General features: G+C 31.5%; 18 protein-coding genes and 4 pseudogenes. 21 read left to right on the top strand and 1 reads right to left on the bottom strand.

What is annotated here, in order from left to right; genetic code table 11:
* Positions 1–29 precede the first annotated feature (29 nt).
* The 21 genes and pseudogenes from NMU03_RS16490 to NMU03_RS16390 all read left to right on the top strand — a co-directional run bounded on the left by NMU03_RS16490 (position 30) and on the right by NMU03_RS16390 (position 14,671).
* Positions 30–470, top strand: a complete 441-nt coding sequence (locus NMU03_RS16490; RefSeq protein WP_290139971.1) for a hypothetical protein — start codon at positions 30–32, stop codon at positions 468–470.
* A gap of 452 nt (positions 471–922) precedes the next feature.
* Positions 923–1,570: a PBECR4 domain-containing protein gene (locus tag NMU03_RS16485; protein WP_227358863.1), complete on the top strand. Its 648-nt coding sequence runs from the start codon at positions 923–925 to the stop codon at positions 1,568–1,570.
* Between the two features lie 69 nt (positions 1,571–1,639).
* Complete coding sequence (locus NMU03_RS16480; protein WP_227358949.1) at positions 1,640–1,849, top strand: hypothetical protein; 210 nt, start codon at positions 1,640–1,642, stop codon at positions 1,847–1,849.
* On the top strand, positions 1,849–2,046 hold the full coding sequence (locus NMU03_RS16475) for a DpnD/PcfM family protein (protein WP_227358864.1): 198 nt from the start codon (positions 1,849–1,851) through the stop codon (positions 2,044–2,046). The genes NMU03_RS16480 and NMU03_RS16475 overlap by 1 nt, the downstream gene beginning before the upstream one ends.
* Before the next feature lie 187 nt (positions 2,047–2,233).
* Entirely contained in the window at positions 2,234–2,536 is a 303-nt protein-coding gene (locus NMU03_RS16470; protein ID WP_290139967.1) for a hypothetical protein, read from the top strand.
* 172 nt (positions 2,537–2,708) lie between these two features.
* Positions 2,709–3,056 (top strand): plasmid mobilization protein, encoded by a 348-nt coding sequence (locus NMU03_RS16465; protein ID WP_290139965.1) that lies wholly within the window; start codon positions 2,709–2,711, stop codon positions 3,054–3,056.
* Entirely contained in the window at positions 3,056–4,411 is a 1,356-nt protein-coding gene (locus tag NMU03_RS16460; protein ID WP_290139963.1) for a relaxase/mobilization nuclease domain-containing protein, read from the top strand. The genes NMU03_RS16465 and NMU03_RS16460 overlap by 1 nt, the downstream gene beginning before the upstream one ends.
* Before the next feature lie 32 nt (positions 4,412–4,443).
* Positions 4,444–5,183: pseudogene (locus NMU03_RS17875) on the top strand (PcfB family protein).
* On the top strand, positions 5,180–6,079 hold the full coding sequence (locus NMU03_RS16445; protein WP_290139958.1) for a hypothetical protein: 900 nt from the start codon (positions 5,180–5,182) through the stop codon (positions 6,077–6,079). Before NMU03_RS17875 ends, NMU03_RS16445 begins: the two are co-directional and overlap by 4 nt.
* 3 nt (positions 6,080–6,082) lie before the next feature.
* Positions 6,083–6,277 (top strand): hypothetical protein, encoded by a 195-nt coding sequence (locus NMU03_RS16440; protein WP_227358870.1) that lies wholly within the window; start codon positions 6,083–6,085, stop codon positions 6,275–6,277.
* Complete coding sequence (locus NMU03_RS16435) at positions 6,264–7,058, top strand: type IV secretory system conjugative DNA transfer family protein (RefSeq protein WP_353956633.1); 795 nt, start codon at positions 6,264–6,266, stop codon at positions 7,056–7,058. Before NMU03_RS16440 ends, NMU03_RS16435 begins: the two co-directional genes overlap by 14 nt.
* Positions 7,013–8,044: pseudogene (locus tag NMU03_RS16430) on the top strand (VirD4-like conjugal transfer protein, CD1115 family); the annotation flags it as partial. The gene NMU03_RS16435 and the pseudogene NMU03_RS16430, both read left to right, overlap by 46 nt.
* Before the next feature lie 88 nt (positions 8,045–8,132).
* Entirely contained in the window at positions 8,133–8,441 is a 309-nt protein-coding gene (locus NMU03_RS16425; protein WP_290142375.1) for a glutamyl-tRNA amidotransferase, read from the top strand.
* 2 nt (positions 8,442–8,443) lie between these two features.
* The gene (locus tag NMU03_RS18140) at positions 8,444–8,875 is read left to right on the top strand and encodes a conjugal transfer protein TrbL family protein (RefSeq protein ID WP_435372915.1); all 432 of its coding nucleotides are present in this window, start codon (positions 8,444–8,446) and stop codon (positions 8,873–8,875) included.
* Positions 8,863–9,273 carry a hypothetical protein gene (locus NMU03_RS18135; RefSeq protein ID WP_435372914.1) on the top strand — a complete coding sequence of 137 codons (411 nt, stop codon included), beginning with the start codon at positions 8,863–8,865 and terminating at the stop codon, positions 9,271–9,273. The genes NMU03_RS18140 and NMU03_RS18135 overlap by 13 nt, the downstream gene beginning before the upstream one ends.
* An 80-nt stretch (positions 9,274–9,353) precedes the next feature.
* Entirely contained in the window at positions 9,354–10,154 is an 801-nt protein-coding gene (locus NMU03_RS16415) for a Shedu anti-phage system protein SduA domain-containing protein (protein WP_290139955.1), read from the top strand.
* A gap of 597 nt (positions 10,155–10,751) precedes the next feature.
* On the top strand, positions 10,752–10,985 hold the full coding sequence (locus NMU03_RS16410; RefSeq protein ID WP_290139953.1) for a hypothetical protein: 234 nt from the start codon (positions 10,752–10,754) through the stop codon (positions 10,983–10,985).
* A 250-nt stretch (positions 10,986–11,235) separates the two neighbouring features.
* Positions 11,236–11,642, top strand: a pseudogene (locus NMU03_RS16405) (PrgI family protein).
* Positions 11,593–13,934: pseudogene (locus tag NMU03_RS16400) on the top strand (VirB4-like conjugal transfer ATPase, CD1110 family). Before NMU03_RS16405 ends, NMU03_RS16400 begins: the two co-directional pseudogenes overlap by 50 nt.
* Positions 13,927–14,376 carry a DUF6674 family protein gene (locus NMU03_RS16395; RefSeq protein WP_290139952.1) on the top strand — a complete coding sequence of 150 codons (450 nt, stop codon included), beginning with the start codon at positions 13,927–13,929 and terminating at the stop codon, positions 14,374–14,376. Before NMU03_RS16400 ends, NMU03_RS16395 begins: the two are co-directional and overlap by 8 nt.
* A gap of 1 nt (position 14,377) precedes the next feature.
* Positions 14,378–14,671, top strand: a complete 294-nt coding sequence (locus NMU03_RS16390) for a hypothetical protein (protein ID WP_290139951.1) — start codon at positions 14,378–14,380, stop codon at positions 14,669–14,671.
* A gap of 85 nt (positions 14,672–14,756) precedes the next feature.
* On the opposite strand, the gene NMU03_RS16385 is transcribed toward NMU03_RS16390, so the two are convergent.
* Positions 14,757–15,086, bottom strand: a complete 330-nt coding sequence (locus tag NMU03_RS16385; protein WP_290139950.1) for a hypothetical protein — start codon at positions 15,084–15,086, stop codon at positions 14,757–14,759.
* Positions 15,087–15,136: the final 50 nt, after the last annotated feature.

The raw sequence follows: 15,136 nt of genomic DNA, 5'->3' as shown, positions 1-15,136 counted from the left end.
TGAATGTTAAAAAATGAAAGGAAAACAATATGGAAAGAAAAGAATTAAAAAGAAAAATGGTTAATGAAGTTTTAAAATGTATTCAAAAACAAGTTGTATTTAATCGCAGTATCAGTTATAAAATGGAAGTAAAAGCACAAAGTATTTATTTTTGGATTCATCGCTATCAGTGTGATTTTAAGATTAACATCTATGCTGATGGAAATATTCAGCTTAAATTTAATGAAGCCTGTCATAAGGAATTTACATGTGATTACTATAAGTTTAATGAAGAAGATGATCTGGATTTATTGGTTAATCATTTTAAAAAGGATATGAATATGCTTTTAAAAGATTTTATAGAATATCCAATGGGATGGCATGTTATCATGGATTATCTTAGTCATGATGATAATTTTTTAGATATAAAGCTATTAAGAAATGATGATGAATGGATTAAAAATTATAAGAGTATTCGAAAATATTTTTAGAACAATTAAATCAGTTTAAAGACAAATAAAGATGAAAAAATAATAAAAAAATTAATAAGAAAACTTGAATTTTCAACAATTTATTGTATAATCTAAGTGAAGATAAAGAAAGAATTTATCTCAAAAAAATGGTAATAATTATTATGTATAATGATGTACATAATAGCATATTATACATTAGGAATGGTAACATTCTCGGTGAACAGGCACCGTAAAAAGTCGAATTCAAAAGGTAGAATTAAAAACAACCTTGTCCGAGTGTATATTGAAGAATATACGAGCCTAGCAGTAAGGAAACAATACTGTAGACAAGAGATAGTCTTAAAAATAATCTCGTCCGAGTGTATATTGAAGAATATACGAGCCTGGCGACCAGGATAAAACCTGTTTTTAATTTGATAGTATTAGCAGGTCATGTTGACCTGTTTTTTGTTTATAAGGGGAAAATAAAAATGCATAACTTGAATCAATCCAGTAAAAAAAGAATAAAAAATGATGTTATTAGTGGGGCAAGATTATACAAAAAATATCTTGTACCTAATGAGTTTTTGGTTATAACAGAAGATGGAGATTCAGTTGTTGTTTGTTTTCACAAGGAAGATTTTGCTCATCTTGCTGGTGTTCGTAATGTGTTTAGTGATTTAGATTTTTATAATCATTGTGCACTGGGTACATTAACTGAAGAAAATATAAAGACTGAACAGCATTATGATTTTGGAACAATCCGTAAAAAGATTATAAGAATAAAAAAGATAAACAAGATCATTTATGCAAATGCTGATACTAATCTTGTCTTGGTAAATTTGCATACGCATACTAGAGATTTTCCAATTGCAATAGAAAGTCCTGAAGATAAAATGGTTGTAGCTTTTATAGGTGATGATTTTCATGCAAGAAGTTTGAGAAATAACAATCAAACAAATGCAGATGAAAAGAAAAATATTATTGCAATTTTTTCAAGAGAAAAAAGATCAGAAGATAAATATGAACAACTTGTTTATATAAAGGATTATGAATATTTGAAAAATATTTATACTAAATTTGATGAAGTGATTTCAGTTAATATTTTAAAAGAATATGATGAGCATAATTTGAAATAACTATTATATAAAATGATATTTTAAGCAGTTACTTTATAAAAAAAGGAACTGTTTTTTTATAGGAGAGTGGTGTATTTGATTAAGAAAATCATAAAAGAAATACAAAAACTGGAACAACAAAAACAATTAAAACTAGATAAACGTAGTCAATTGGATGATGAATTAACAGTTATTAATTCACGTCTAAAAGAACTTAATAATCTCAAGAATCAGTATGAAAAATTAGAACAAAATGCTGATTCTTTTTTTATAAATACGAAAGGTCAAGGTGAAAAATAATGGCAAAATACAAAGTGGAAGTTACTGAAACATTACAGTATCAAGAAGAAATTGAAGCTAAAAGTGAAGAAGAAGCTTTGGAAAAATTAAAATCGAAATATTATAATGAAGACATTGTTCTTGATTATAGTCATCATACAAATACTGAATTTTGTGTATTGGAAAAAGTAAAAAAGAAAGATAGACCATCACGTTAATTTTTTTGATTGGTATCTTTTATATTTAAATTATGAAAGACTATCTTTATGTCTGTATTTGTAGCAAGCAAGGACTTTTGTCCCCAAAGTCAGCATGTTAGGGAAAATCCCTAAGACCCTCAAAAGTGAAAGTTGTTATTTTGATGTATCCATGCTATAAATGTTATATAAAGAGGTGTTGTGATTTATGAAAAAGAATAAGGGGAAGCAGGCTAAAAAAAGAATGAGCTTTTTAGAGAGAAAACCACAGGCAGAAAACTGGCTTGCTCATTTTAATGATGATGAAAATAAGGATATTGTTAAATGCTATCGTAAAAAGTTTGCAGTAGATAGATTGAAGGCAGTTGATGAATTGCAACGCTTAGGTGTTAAGCTAACCAAAGAACAAATTGCAAAAGAGAAAAAAGCAGTTAAGGCTCATCAGCAATCCCTGATTAATAGAAAGCGAAATAAAAAGAGAAAAAACTTGAAGCAAAAACTCAATCATTAATCAATATGGATCAGGATGATACATTTTATTATATTGCAGGTTATACAAGTGGTGGAGCACCTTATGGTGTGACATGGGAAGAAATGGGTTTAGAACCCTATGAAGATATTGAAGATTAATAAACCAGTCTTATGTTCAAAAGAACATAGGACTTTTTTTGAAAGGAAAGATGATGGTAAAGAAAAAAATAAACAGAACAAAAGAAATTAAAATTCGTTTAACACAACTTGAATTTGAAAAACTAAATAACTTGGTCAGCATGACTGGGCTTTCACGAGAGGAATATTTGAGGTCACTTATCAATAAAGTTGTACCAGCCAACAAACCAACTGATGAACTTGTTGAGATCATTAAACAGTTAAGGATGATTGGCAACAATCTTAATCAGATAGCTGTCATTGCTTATAAGACATCATCTATTGATGTCATGAAGTACAAACATGAATCAGAAAGACTTCAACAGGAGATTTTAAAAATCATGGAAAGCATAAACCAGTCAAGAACATTGGAGGAATCATAATGGCAACAACAAAAATATGGGCAGTTAATGATAACTTAAAACGTGTTCTTGAATATGTTTCAAATCCTGATAAAACAGAAAATAAGGATTTGAATGATTATCAGTTTAAAGGTTTGGAAAATGTGATTGAATATGCAGCAGATGATTTAAAAACAGAAAAGCAGTTTTATGTCAGTGGTGTCAACTGTTCTCCAGATAATGTTTTACAGCAGATGGTCAGTACAAAAAAAGCTGCTCAAAAGGAAGATGGCGTTCTAGCATTTCATTGTTATCAGTCATTTAGTCCAGGTGAGGTGACAGCAGAAACAGCACATGCGATTGGAGTGGAGCTTGCCAAAAGAATGTGGGGAAATGATTTTGAAGTATTGGTGACGACACATCTTGATAAAAAACATTTTCATAATCATTTCGTTGTTAATTCAGTTTCATGGACAACGCATAAAAGATTTTTAAATAAGCATATTGATTATGACAGGTTTAGAAGATTGTCAGATGATTTATGCAAGGAATATGCGTTGAGTGTTATCAGGCATCCCAAGAAAGCAAAACACTATTCAGAGTGGCTTGCTGAAAAACAGCGTATTCCTACAAGAAGAACGCTTATCAAGGATGATGTTGATCGTGCAATTCGTAACAGCAGAACTTTTACACAGTTTGTTAGAAATCTTAAAGAGATGGATTATGAAGTCAAGACTAATGTTAAGCACATTGCTGTCAAGCCACCAGGTGCTCCAAGATTTTTTAGACTTCATAATTTATCTAAAGATGAGGATTACAGTGAGGATGGGATCAAGGAAAGAATTCTCAGCAATACAATGTTTGTAGATGGTCCTACTCATGTAAAGAAAAAAACATTTTATTTTCATGGTCATTTTGAAAAGCAAAAGAAATTAAAAGGAATCAAGGCATTGTATTTTCATTATATGTATCGAATGGGAATTATCCGTAATCATGCACCTAATAAGGTGTATTTTTTGTTAAAGGAGGATATTCGTTATATGGATAAGATTACAAGAGAAGCAACACTGCTTGGTAAACAACAAATCAATACCTTAGAGGAACTTGAACAAAAGGAAAATGAAGTGAATGAAAAGCTAGAAAATTTGGTTAAAGAAAGAAGATGTCTTTACAACAAAGTAAAACGATGCCGTAAGCTTGAAACAAAAACAATGCTTCAACAGGATATTGAAACCTTATCAAATGAAATCAAGGAACTTAGAAAGGCGGTGAGACTTTATGGTGATATAAAGAAACGTTCAACTGTTATGAAAGATAAGCTTGAAAAAATTCATAAAGAGGAAATGGAACAAGCAAAAGATGATAAGCATCTAAGCAGACAATCAAAGTCAATATGATGAGTCATTATTTTTAGATAAGGAAAGGGGTGATGAAAATGGCAACAGGTGGAGAAACCGCAGATCAGGCAGTAAGGATGACACTTCAGGGTATAGAAGTTGCAGCTAATGTTGCACTTAAAGCTGGTGGCATGGCGTCCAAGTCTTTAGCAGTCACATTGTATGCGATACTAACCGATAAAAAGAAAGTGAAGGGGAAAACTCGATTACAGTCAATGCTCAAGTCAGGCAGAGAGTTGAAGGTTTTTGCAATCAGGCATGAAGACCTCAAAACATTCTGCAATGAGGCAAAACGTTATGGGGTACTTTATTCAGTTCTAAAGGAAAAAACAATACTGATGGCATTGTTGATATTATGGTGCGTGCAGAGGATGCAAGCAAGATTAGTCGCATTGTTGATAAATTTGAACTTGCAACAGTTGATACAAAAGCGATTAGAGATTCTGTACTGGCTAAGCAGTCTCAACAGTTAAATGATGTTCCAGTATTGAATGAAGATGAACATGATTGTCTTGTAGCTTCATTAATGGATTCAATGAAAGATGAAAAGTCAAATAGAGAAAACCCGACTTTAGCTCGAACGAAGAAGAAGGACGAGAATCAGTTCGAGCCTATTTTAGAGGGAACAGTTTCCACTACTACTAAACGTCCTTCTGTTCGCAAGGAATTAAATGAAATCAAGGAAAGAAAAAGCAAACTGTCAAGCAAAGACAATCACAAAATCATCAAAGACCAAAAAAGAAAAAACGTAAAAAGGAGCGATAAAATATGAGTGATATCTATTCAATATTAAATCAAACAAAAAAGGAAAGTCCTCAGCGACTTCCCAAAGAGGAATTTATCGAAAAAATTAAGCAGCAAAAAAATTCATTATATGAAATGTCCGAAATGCAGGTAATGAAGGTGATTAGTGAACCATCATCTTATATTCACTATCTATCAATGCTTGCTCAATTAGATTATACAGTAGCAAATACATTGTTAGTCATGGCACAAAAGCCTGATGCAATGATGCTTAAGGATAGTGAGCATTGGCGTAAGGATAAGCATTATATCAAAAAAGGTGAAAAGGGTATTCAGATACTTGAACCACAGGGAGAATATGAAAGACCTGATGGCAGTGTAGGTACAAACTATGCAGTAAAGTATGTCTTTGATGTTTCACAAATCAATGGCAAGATTAAGGTCAATCAGCCGTTTATGTCTACAGAAAATATTTTTACTGGATTGACTTATAATGCTCCAGTTCATTTATTTAATGATGATGCATTTGTAAGTCATCACAGTGTTTTATATTCACCAGCAGAGAAAACAATCTTTTATCGCAGTCATCTTTCGGAAAATGAATTAGTAGAAGGAATGATTAGAGAGTTCTGTTATGCTGAGTTCGATCAGCAGTATACTAACTTTGACCGTCAGCGAGATCATTTTATAGTTGAAAGTTCTGCCTATATTTTATGTTCAAAATTAGGTGTTAAAGTTAGCAATATGGAATTTGCTAATGAAGTGAGTCAGTATTTCTCTGGCATGGATGCTAGAAAAGTCAAAGAGGAATTAACCAACATCAAGGATTTATCCAATGATGTCTACAGTCGCATTGAAAGAGGGATTTACAAGACACATCAGCAGTCATTAGAAACATCACAGCCTAGCAGGGAGATGAGATAATTTATGTCATATCATAAAGAACCTGTTGTTGTTATTAAAGTTACTGATATTGAAAGAAGAATTATCATCAATGCATTAACAGAGTTAAGAAATCATCAAATTCGTCAGAATAAGAATTATGATTTTATTGAAACTATCATTGGCAAGGCTGCATGTGCTTCACCAGTTAAAGGAAGAATAGCCTATGAAGAAAGATAATCATATTGAAAATATTGTTTTGTTTGTCTTAGGCTTTATACCAGTTATATGGCTTGCCTTAATGATTGCTCCCTATATGTATGAAGGATTGTTTGTTGCAGTTGCTCAGTTGAGTGAAGCAGTGAATAATCCTTTTTCTATTCAATGGTGTGATGAAAGTTTAAGAACGATTGGGCTGTTTATTGTCATCTATATATGTGGGATAGGAATTTATTTATCCAACAAAAAGAACTATCGTCATAGCGAGGAATATGGTTCAGCAAAGTGGGCAAAGACTTATCAGGTCAATAAGAAATATGCCGATAAGGATTACTCACAAAATAAGCTGTTATCACAAAATGTTCGTATAGGTCTTGATGGCAAGAAACATCGCAGAAATCTCAATACACTTGTTATTGGTGGAAGTGGTGCAGGCAAGACAAGGTATTATGTTAAACCCAATGTCATGCAATGTAATACGAGTTTTGTGATTTTAGATCCTAAAGGAGAAATTTTACGTGATACTGGATATCTGCTTGAAAAGAATGGCTATGTCATCAAAATCATTGATTTAATCAATATGACCAAATCGCATTGCTATAATCCTTTTGCCTATATCAAGGATGATAAGGATGTCCTAAAATTAATTACAAATTTAATCAGAAATACAACACCAAAGGGAAGTCAAACAAATGACCCTTTTGGGAAAAGTCAGAGACTGCACTTCTTGAGGCTTTATGTCTATATCTTCTTCATGAAGCACCTCAGGAGGAACAAAACTTTACAATGGTCATGGAAATGATTGCAGCTGCTGACGTAAGAGAAGATGATGAAGATTATCAATCACCGCTTGATGAATTATTTGAACGACTTGAATTAAGAAATCCAGAAAGTCTTGCAGTGAAGCAGTATAAAATCTATAAGCAGGCAGCTGGTAAGACAGCAAAATCAATTCTTATTTCTGTTGGTGTACGTCTTGCTGCTTTTAATCTTGAAAGCATAGCAGGATTAACTGCAACTGATGAACTAGAACTTGAACAAGTTGGTGAAAGAAAAACAGCAATATTTTGTGTCATACCTGATAATGACAGTACCTTTAACTTTATTATCGGTATGCTGTATACACAGCTGTTCCAGATGCTTTATTACAGTGCAGACATTGTCCATGATGGAGAATTGCCTGTACCTGTTCATTTTCTGATGGACGAATTTGCAAATGTTGCCTTACCAGATGAGTTTGATAAGCTTCTTTCGACAATGCGTTCAAGACAAATCTTTGTATCTATCATTTTACAGAATTTAGCACAGATCAAGTCTCTTTATAAAGATTCATGGGAATCCATTGTAGGAAATAATGATACACTTTACTATCTTGGAGGGAATGAACAGTCAACGCATAAGTTTATGTCGGAGTATCTTGGTAAAGAAACGCTAGATACAAATACATTTGGTAAATCATCAGGAAGAAGTGGCAGCTATTCAACAAATTACCAGCAGGCAGGAAGGGAACTGTTGACTGCTGATGAAGTCAGACTTTTGGATAATGATTATGCATTGCTTTTTATCAGAGGAGAAAGACCTATATTTGATAAAAAGTATGATATTCTTAAACATCCTCATATACATGAAACAAGGGATGGAAAAGCTAAGGCATATGTTCATGGAAAAGCAAGGCATATGATTGATGACTGGCAAAATATTCTATTAAGTGACAGTGACTATGAACTTTTAAGTGATGAAGATATTGATGAATATTTTCATGATCTGATGGCTAAACAGTCATCTTAGAATTGAAATACAATAAGGTGTGGTTATGGCTTTGAATAGCTTAACTGCACTTTTTATTTTGAATAAGAAATTTGGAGGAAATAAATTAATGAAATTATCAAGAAAAATGAAAAGATATTTGAGCTTATATGTTTTATTTGTATTATTCTTAAATTTTGGAATTATCAATGTTTATGCCGAAGGTGATCCTTTGACAGTTGTCAATAATCTATCTAATTTTATATTCAGTCTTATTAGGGCAATTGGTATGATTTTACTTGGATTTGGAGTTGTGCAGGTAGGACTTTCATTAAAGAGCCATGATGCCAGTCAGAGAGCCAATGGATTTTTAACTGTTGCTGGTGGTATCATCATTACATTTGCAAAAGAGATTCTTAATTTGATTGTAGGTGGTTAATTTTGGACGGAATAATTGATAACTTAACCAATGCCATTAATACATGGAATCAAAAACTGGCAGAGATATGGCTATTACTGACACAGTCTCCTGAAACATTTCGAGGAGGACATATATGGCAGATTATTACTAAAATACATGGAGCACTTGTAGCTATTGGACTTGCACTACTTGTGCTTTTCTTTGTAGTAGGAGTATTAAAAACATGTATTAATTTTGATCAGGTCAAAAGACCAGAACAGGCTTTGAAATTATTTTTAAGATTTGTGATTGCACGAGCAATGGTTGTCTATGGCATGGAACTGATGATGAAGATTTTTGAAATCATTCAAGGAATTACTTCTAAGATTATGACAACTGTTGGCATTGGTGCAGCTACTTCTACTACACTGCCCAAAGAAATCATTACAGCAGTAGAAGATTGCGATTTTTAGAAAGTATTCCACTATGGGCAGTCACACTGCTTGGAGGATTATTTATTACAATACTATCTTTTATTTTAATTCTAACTGTCTATGGAAGATACTTTAAGCTTTACATGTATACAGCCATTTCACCAGTTCCGTTATCTTCATGGGCAGGTGAGGGTACACAGAATATGGCTGTTACTTTTATCAAGTCTTATATGGGCGTATGCATGGAAGGTGCTATCATTGTACTAGCTTGTATTATCTTTTCGGCATTTGCAGCGTCACCACCAGCAGTTGATACAACAGCAAGTGCAGTCAGCATGGTATGGTCATATATTGGCGAATTGATTTTTAATATGTTGATTTTAGTTGGTACTGTTAAGATGAGTGATCATGTTGTTAAAGATATGATGGGGTTATAGATTTTCTTCTATTGAAAAATAATATATGATATAATTTTTTTAATCAAACAGATAAATTGAAATTGAAGGGAATTTAACTTATGAAATTATATCAAAGAGATTATTGTAAGGGTCCAACTAAATTTGAAATGGAGGAATATGAACGAATTCGTGAGGAAGAAAAAATTGGAATGGGTTTATGCAGAAGAAATCTATATTCTCAATATCCAGAGGCTATTAGGCATTACAATAGCTTATTTCCAAATAACCATATTGAGTTATTTGACTGGAAAGCTTCTGGTAAAATGAGCGAACTTACTAAAGCGTTTGAACAACTCGTGCATGATAATACATCTAGAGAAAGGGATATTCTAAATTTTATTAATCATACTCCAGCACCATACATTATTGGCTCATTATTGATTTACAAGGATTTTGGACATCATGATACATTTATTTTTCCGGAGTTTTCTATTGGTGCCGGAACATATTTTGCAGATTATTTGATAGTAGGAAAAAATTCTGGAGGATATGAATTTTTATTTGTAGAGTTAGAAGCACCTCATAAAAGTACAACAATTAAGAGTGGTTATGAAGGATATGCTACAAGATCTGGTTTAAATCAAATTTCTGATTGGAAATACCAAATTGAAACAAATTTCGTATCAATAACAAAAGAATTTGAAAAGGCTTGTATTGATGTAGATAGATTACCTCAAGAGTTTAGGCAATATGATTCCACAAGAATGCATTATGTGGTTATTGCAGGATTACGAGATGACTATAATGATGTAACATATCGTACTAGGAGAGAAAAGATAAAATATCTAGGAATAGAAATGTATCATTATGATAATTTAATTGATTTTTCTAAAGCTTTAGAAGAAAAGAATACATTCTAGATTTATTGAATATCATTGCTTTGATAAATTGAAGTTGGCGAGATATAAAAAAGATACAGTATGTAAAGAGAATAGTAAATAAAATCTATAAATGATTAAAAGTAGTAAATCAGCAAATCAATCTTAGATTTCTTTTAAAAAGAAATATGTGAGTATATAGAATTTTTTTGAGGTTTGACTATGAAGTAATATTTTTATGTTCTTGCCTGCATTATTGTAGTTATAGTATGTGTATTTTTATAATATGATTGATCATGTTGTTAAGGATATAATGAGACTTTAATTGTGATAGAATTAACATTTAAAATAGAGTATAATCTTGTTGTTATGATAGATAGAGGTGATAAATCGTGAAAGGAATTATTGAATGGTATAATACAGATTTTTACAATATTATTTTTACATTAATAACTGTTGGTTTATCAGGATTAATATCATTGATAATAAGTCTGGAAATAGGAACAATTTAAAAATGTCAGTTATCTATCCGTTAATTGATTTGTTAAAGAGACAATATACCAATGACAATTATCAAAAGATTGTTAAATTATCAAAGGATTATAGTGTTCGATATTTAAAAAAAGAGAAAGAGAACAATTGCTTTCTTTATTAAACGTTTATAAAAAAGCAATAGTTAAAACAGAAGATAATGTTTGTGTAGATATTTTATTTGATTTTTTTCTAAATGTATTAAAAAAGGAAAATATAAATGTATATGTTATACCTATTGAAATAGATGGAGAATTAGTTGATTATGATTTTCCTTCTGATTTGTATTCTTTAGAGGATAACTTAAAAAAAATAATGAATAGATGTGATTATAATATGTAGGAAGAATATGAAGATATGTTTGGACACTCTATTGAAGATGAAATAGAGAGAATATATTCATATTATTTGAAGATGTTTAATTCATCTATTAATATACATTTTTTAGTGAAGAGTCAGCTGTTGACGTTATTAAAAAATCAGAAACTTATAAGGAATGGAAAGATGACCGTATTAAATTACGTAGTGAAATAGAAAGCTTTTTAAAACTTAGTATTTGTAAAAAAGTTAATAAAGAAATAAAGAGGTAATTATGGAAATAAAATTAAATAAAGAAATACGTGAGTATACAGAAAGCATTTTCTTTGGCTTGACCATGAGACAATGCTTTTTTCTGTCCTCGCATGTATTGGGGCAGTTATAGTATATTTTTATGCAATTGATACTTTTGGTATAGAAATAACAAGCTGGCTTTGTATATTGGTTGCAATGCCTTTAGCAGCTTTAGGCTTTGTAACCTATCAGGGAATGAATGCTGAAGAAATATTTGTTACAGCTATACGTTCACTGATACTTAGTCATAGAAAGCTATATTTCATGCCTACGAATATTTATTATGAATTATTAAAACCGATGATTATGAAAAAACAAAAGGAGGACAGCTTATCAGATGATAAAAAGTTACGAAAAATTAAAAAAGAAAGAAAAGCAAAAATATAAGGTTCCTAAGTCTGCACAGGATATTGTTCATGTTGATGTCATCCATAAGGATGGCATTTTTCAGGTAGGAAATAAATACACAAAGACCTATCGTTTTAGTGATATTAATTATGCCATTGCTTCAAAAGAAGAAAAAGAAGGAATGTTTCTTAATTACAGTGAACTTCTTAATTCATTAGATAGTTCAACAGTAACCAAGATTACAATCAACAATAGAAAAGTTGACTTAAACCAGATCAAAGAAAATATTCTGATAAAGATGCATGGAGATGGCAAGGATGATTTATCTAATGAGTATAACCAGATGCTCTTGGATAATATTGAAAAGTCAAATGGCATTGAACAGGAAAAGTATATAACTGTTTCTGTTTTTAAGAATAACATCAAGGATGCTAGAACATTTTTTAGCAGAGTGACTAATGAGTTGTCGACACATTTTTCTAAATTGGGTTCAAAACTGGAAGAACTGAGCTTAAATGAACGATTGAAGATACTTCATGATTTTTATCGTTCAGACAGTACTGAAGAATTTCATTTTGATTTGCAGAGTTCAATGAGATTAGGAAAGCATTTCAAGGATAGCATTTGTCCCTATGCACCAGAATTTTATCATCAGCATTTTAAATTCAATAACAAGTATGGATGTGTAATGTTCTTATCCAATTATGCAACCTATGTTAAGGATAACTTCGTTTCAGAACTTTGTGATTTCAATAAGCATCTTATGTATTCTATGGATATATTGACAATTCAGACTGATGAAGCAGTCAAAGAAGTTGAAAAAAGATTATTGAACGTAGAAACCAATATTGCAAACTGGCAAAGAAGGCAGAATGAAAATAACAACTTCAGTGCTGTTATACCCTATGATATGGAAGCTCAGCGTAAAGAAGCAAAGGAGTTTCTAGATGATTTAACAGTAAGAGATCAAAAGATGATGTTTGCGAATATTACGTTGGTACATCTTGCAGACAGTAAAGAAGAATTAGAGGCTGATAACGAAACATTGATGGCAATTGCCAGAAAGTATATGTGTGAGTTACAGCCTTTTTCATTTTCTCAAAGACAGCTTGATGGCTTGAATACTGTTCTTCCTATTGGGGCAAGGGATATAACTAATACTCGTACCTTATTGACTGAAAGCACAGCAGTATTTATGCCTTTTAGAGCACAGGAAGTCATGGATAAAGGTGGAATATGGTTTGGTCAAAATGCAATCACCAACAACATGATTATCTGCAATAAGGAAAATCTATTAAATCCTAATGCTTTTATTCTAGGTGTACCAGGCAGTGGAAAGTCGTTCATTACAAAAGAACAGATAGCAGTGCTGGCACGAGCGACCAATGATACGATTTTAATTGCTGATCCTGAGTCAGAATATACACCACTTGTAAAAGAATTAGGTGGTGAAGTGATTAAAATTGCAGCTGGCTCAAATGACCATATCAATGCAATGGACATGAGCAGTGGCTATGGTGACAGCAAGGACCCATTGAGTGATAAATCTGAATTTATTATGTCACTGTTTGAACAGCTTGATAAAAGGGAGTAGACTCCATTGAACATAGTATCATTGACAGATGTGTTAGAGAAGTCTATGAAGATAGTGAAAAAAGTGGCATTGTGCCAACGCTTTCAACATTAAGAATGAAGCTGCTTAATCAAAAAGAACCAGAAGCAAGAAAACTGGCACTTAAGCTGGAGTTGTTTACTGAAGGATCATTGAACATCTTTTCGCATCATACAAACGTTAATGTTAATAATCGTATTATTTCCTATGATATTCATTCACTAGGGAAACAGCTTAAAACAATGGGGTTATTGGTCATTACAGATGCAATCATCAATAAGGTCAACCAAAACTGGCTAGAGGGTAAAAGAACACACATTTTTATTGATGAGTTTCATATCGTTTTTGAAAATGAATATAGTGCAAGTTTCTTCAATTCAGCATGGAGACAGTTTAGAAAGAGAGATGGCTTTCCAACGGGAATTACACAAAATGTTGAATATCTTTTAGATAGTGTACAAGCAAGTACCATGTTATCAAATAGTGAGTTTATTATTATGCTGAATCAGGCTTACCAGGATAGAAACAGATTAGCTGATTTATTAAATATTTCAGATGAACAGCTGGTTCATATTACTAATGCACAGGCAGGTTGTGGGTTGATTAGATATGGTCAGTCATTAGTGCCATTTGTTAATCGTTTCCCAACCAATACCAGATTATACGAACTGATGACAACAAAACCATCGGATAGAAAGAAGGTCTTAACAAATGGATAAACAATTACCAATCAATAGCAATGAAGTGGTCAAGGAGTATCTTAAAATGCTTCTTGACCATGGATTATATAATGAGCATATGGAAACTAAAGAATTAGTTGATTATATAGCACATATGGAAAAGCACTATCATGAAATGAGCAAGGAACTGAATGAAATAAAAAATCTATTGTATTCATTGCAAAATCCTCAAACAAAATCAAGATTGAAAAACGCTATTGAAAAAACAGAGGTCATTATCAAAGATGGAACTGATAAGGTAATGAATATAAAAAATGAGATGATTTCATCAATGAAGGATTCCATTCAGTCATTTAAGCAAAAAGGTAAAGAAGGTGTTGTTAAAACAATCAATATCCTGCATTTTAAAGAAGCTTTGATGAGTGTAAGAAAATCTTTTTTATTCCATGAAGCAGTCACAAAATCTTGTTCAAACTGCTGATATGCTGACATCAGAAGTTCGACAAGCAAAGTCTCATTTGAAAAGTGTAGGGCATATTTTATTTAGAAAACCAACACATATCAAGATAGCTGATTACAGTAAATTAAATCTGATTCAAAAAAGTACGCGTTTTATATATCACTCTCTTGAAAGAATGATAATTCAAACGACAAATATGCTACACAAACTAGAAGATTTTGAAAAGCCTTCAGTTAAAGGTCAAATCAGATATTTAGAAAATAGCGTAAAAGATACACATATGCCTATAAATAAGAAAATAACAAAATCTAGATAAAATAAAAAAGCATTTCTATAACCAAGTGATCTTATCCAAGATAGTTCATTTAAATAGAAATGCTTTTATTTGATTAATGAAAAAATTACTCTTCCAGCAGTTTTTCAATTTTGGTGATTAGATCATTGTTTTTATTTTTTGCAGCATCAATACCGATAATAATACCTGCTTCAAGTGCAGTTTTTACATCGTAATAGCGATACATTTCATTAGCAGCTAAAAATGAGTTATTAACTTTTTCAATCATATCTTCAATAACTTCATTGCTTTCTCCATTTTGTATAGCATTCAATAAATCTTTTTGAGCCTTACTTTGTTTTTTCATAACACTTTTATAGTATGGATACTTTGTTATGTTGCATTCATAGTCTGATTCACATATAAATTCATCAATAATATCTTTTAAAGTTTTCATAGTCTTGCCTCCTTGTTGTTCATTTTAATATTAAAATATTTTTTTACAAA

The sequence above is a fragment of the Allocoprobacillus halotolerans genome, from assembly GCF_024399475.1.
Classification (GTDB): Bacteria; Bacillota_I; Bacilli_A; order Erysipelotrichales; family Coprobacillaceae; genus Allocoprobacillus; species Allocoprobacillus halotolerans.
Note: the sequence above shows the minus strand (reverse complement) of the source record. Positions and strands in the feature narration are given on the sequence as shown.

What these genes read in the sequence shown, in the direction of transcription:
- NMU03_RS16485 (WP_227358863.1), top strand. Translation starts at nt 923, where the DNA reads ATGCATAACTTGAATCAATCCAGTAAAAAAAGAATAAAAAATGATGTT.
- NMU03_RS16435 (WP_353956633.1), top strand. Translation starts at nt 6,264, where the DNA reads ATGAAGAAAGATAATCATATTGAAAATATTGTTTTGTTTGTCTTAGGC.
- NMU03_RS16470 (WP_290139967.1), top strand. Translation starts at nt 2,234, where the DNA reads ATGAAAAAGAATAAGGGGAAGCAGGCTAAAAAAAGAATGAGCTTTTTA.
- NMU03_RS16415 (WP_290139955.1), top strand. Translation starts at nt 9,354, where the DNA reads ATGAAATTATATCAAAGAGATTATTGTAAGGGTCCAACTAAATTTGAA.
- NMU03_RS16395 (WP_290139952.1), top strand. Translation starts at nt 13,927, where the DNA reads ATGGATAAACAATTACCAATCAATAGCAATGAAGTGGTCAAGGAGTAT.
- NMU03_RS16475 (WP_227358864.1), top strand. Translation starts at nt 1,849, where the DNA reads ATGGCAAAATACAAAGTGGAAGTTACTGAAACATTACAGTATCAAGAA.
- NMU03_RS16440 (WP_227358870.1), top strand. Translation starts at nt 6,083, where the DNA reads ATGTCATATCATAAAGAACCTGTTGTTGTTATTAAAGTTACTGATATT.
- NMU03_RS16425 (WP_290142375.1), top strand. Translation starts at nt 8,133, where the DNA reads ATGAAATTATCAAGAAAAATGAAAAGATATTTGAGCTTATATGTTTTA.
- NMU03_RS16465 (WP_290139965.1), top strand. Translation starts at nt 2,709, where the DNA reads ATGGTAAAGAAAAAAATAAACAGAACAAAAGAAATTAAAATTCGTTTA.
- NMU03_RS16490 (WP_290139971.1), top strand. Translation starts at nt 30, where the DNA reads ATGGAAAGAAAAGAATTAAAAAGAAAAATGGTTAATGAAGTTTTAAAA.
- NMU03_RS16445 (WP_290139958.1), top strand. Translation starts at nt 5,180, where the DNA reads ATGAGTGATATCTATTCAATATTAAATCAAACAAAAAAGGAAAGTCCT.
- NMU03_RS16460 (WP_290139963.1), top strand. Translation starts at nt 3,056, where the DNA reads ATGGCAACAACAAAAATATGGGCAGTTAATGATAACTTAAAACGTGTT.
- NMU03_RS16390 (WP_290139951.1), top strand. Translation starts at nt 14,378, where the DNA reads ATGCTGACATCAGAAGTTCGACAAGCAAAGTCTCATTTGAAAAGTGTA.
- NMU03_RS16385 (WP_290139950.1), bottom strand. Translation starts at nt 15,086, where the DNA reads ATGAAAACTTTAAAAGATATTATTGATGAATTTATATGTGAATCAGAC.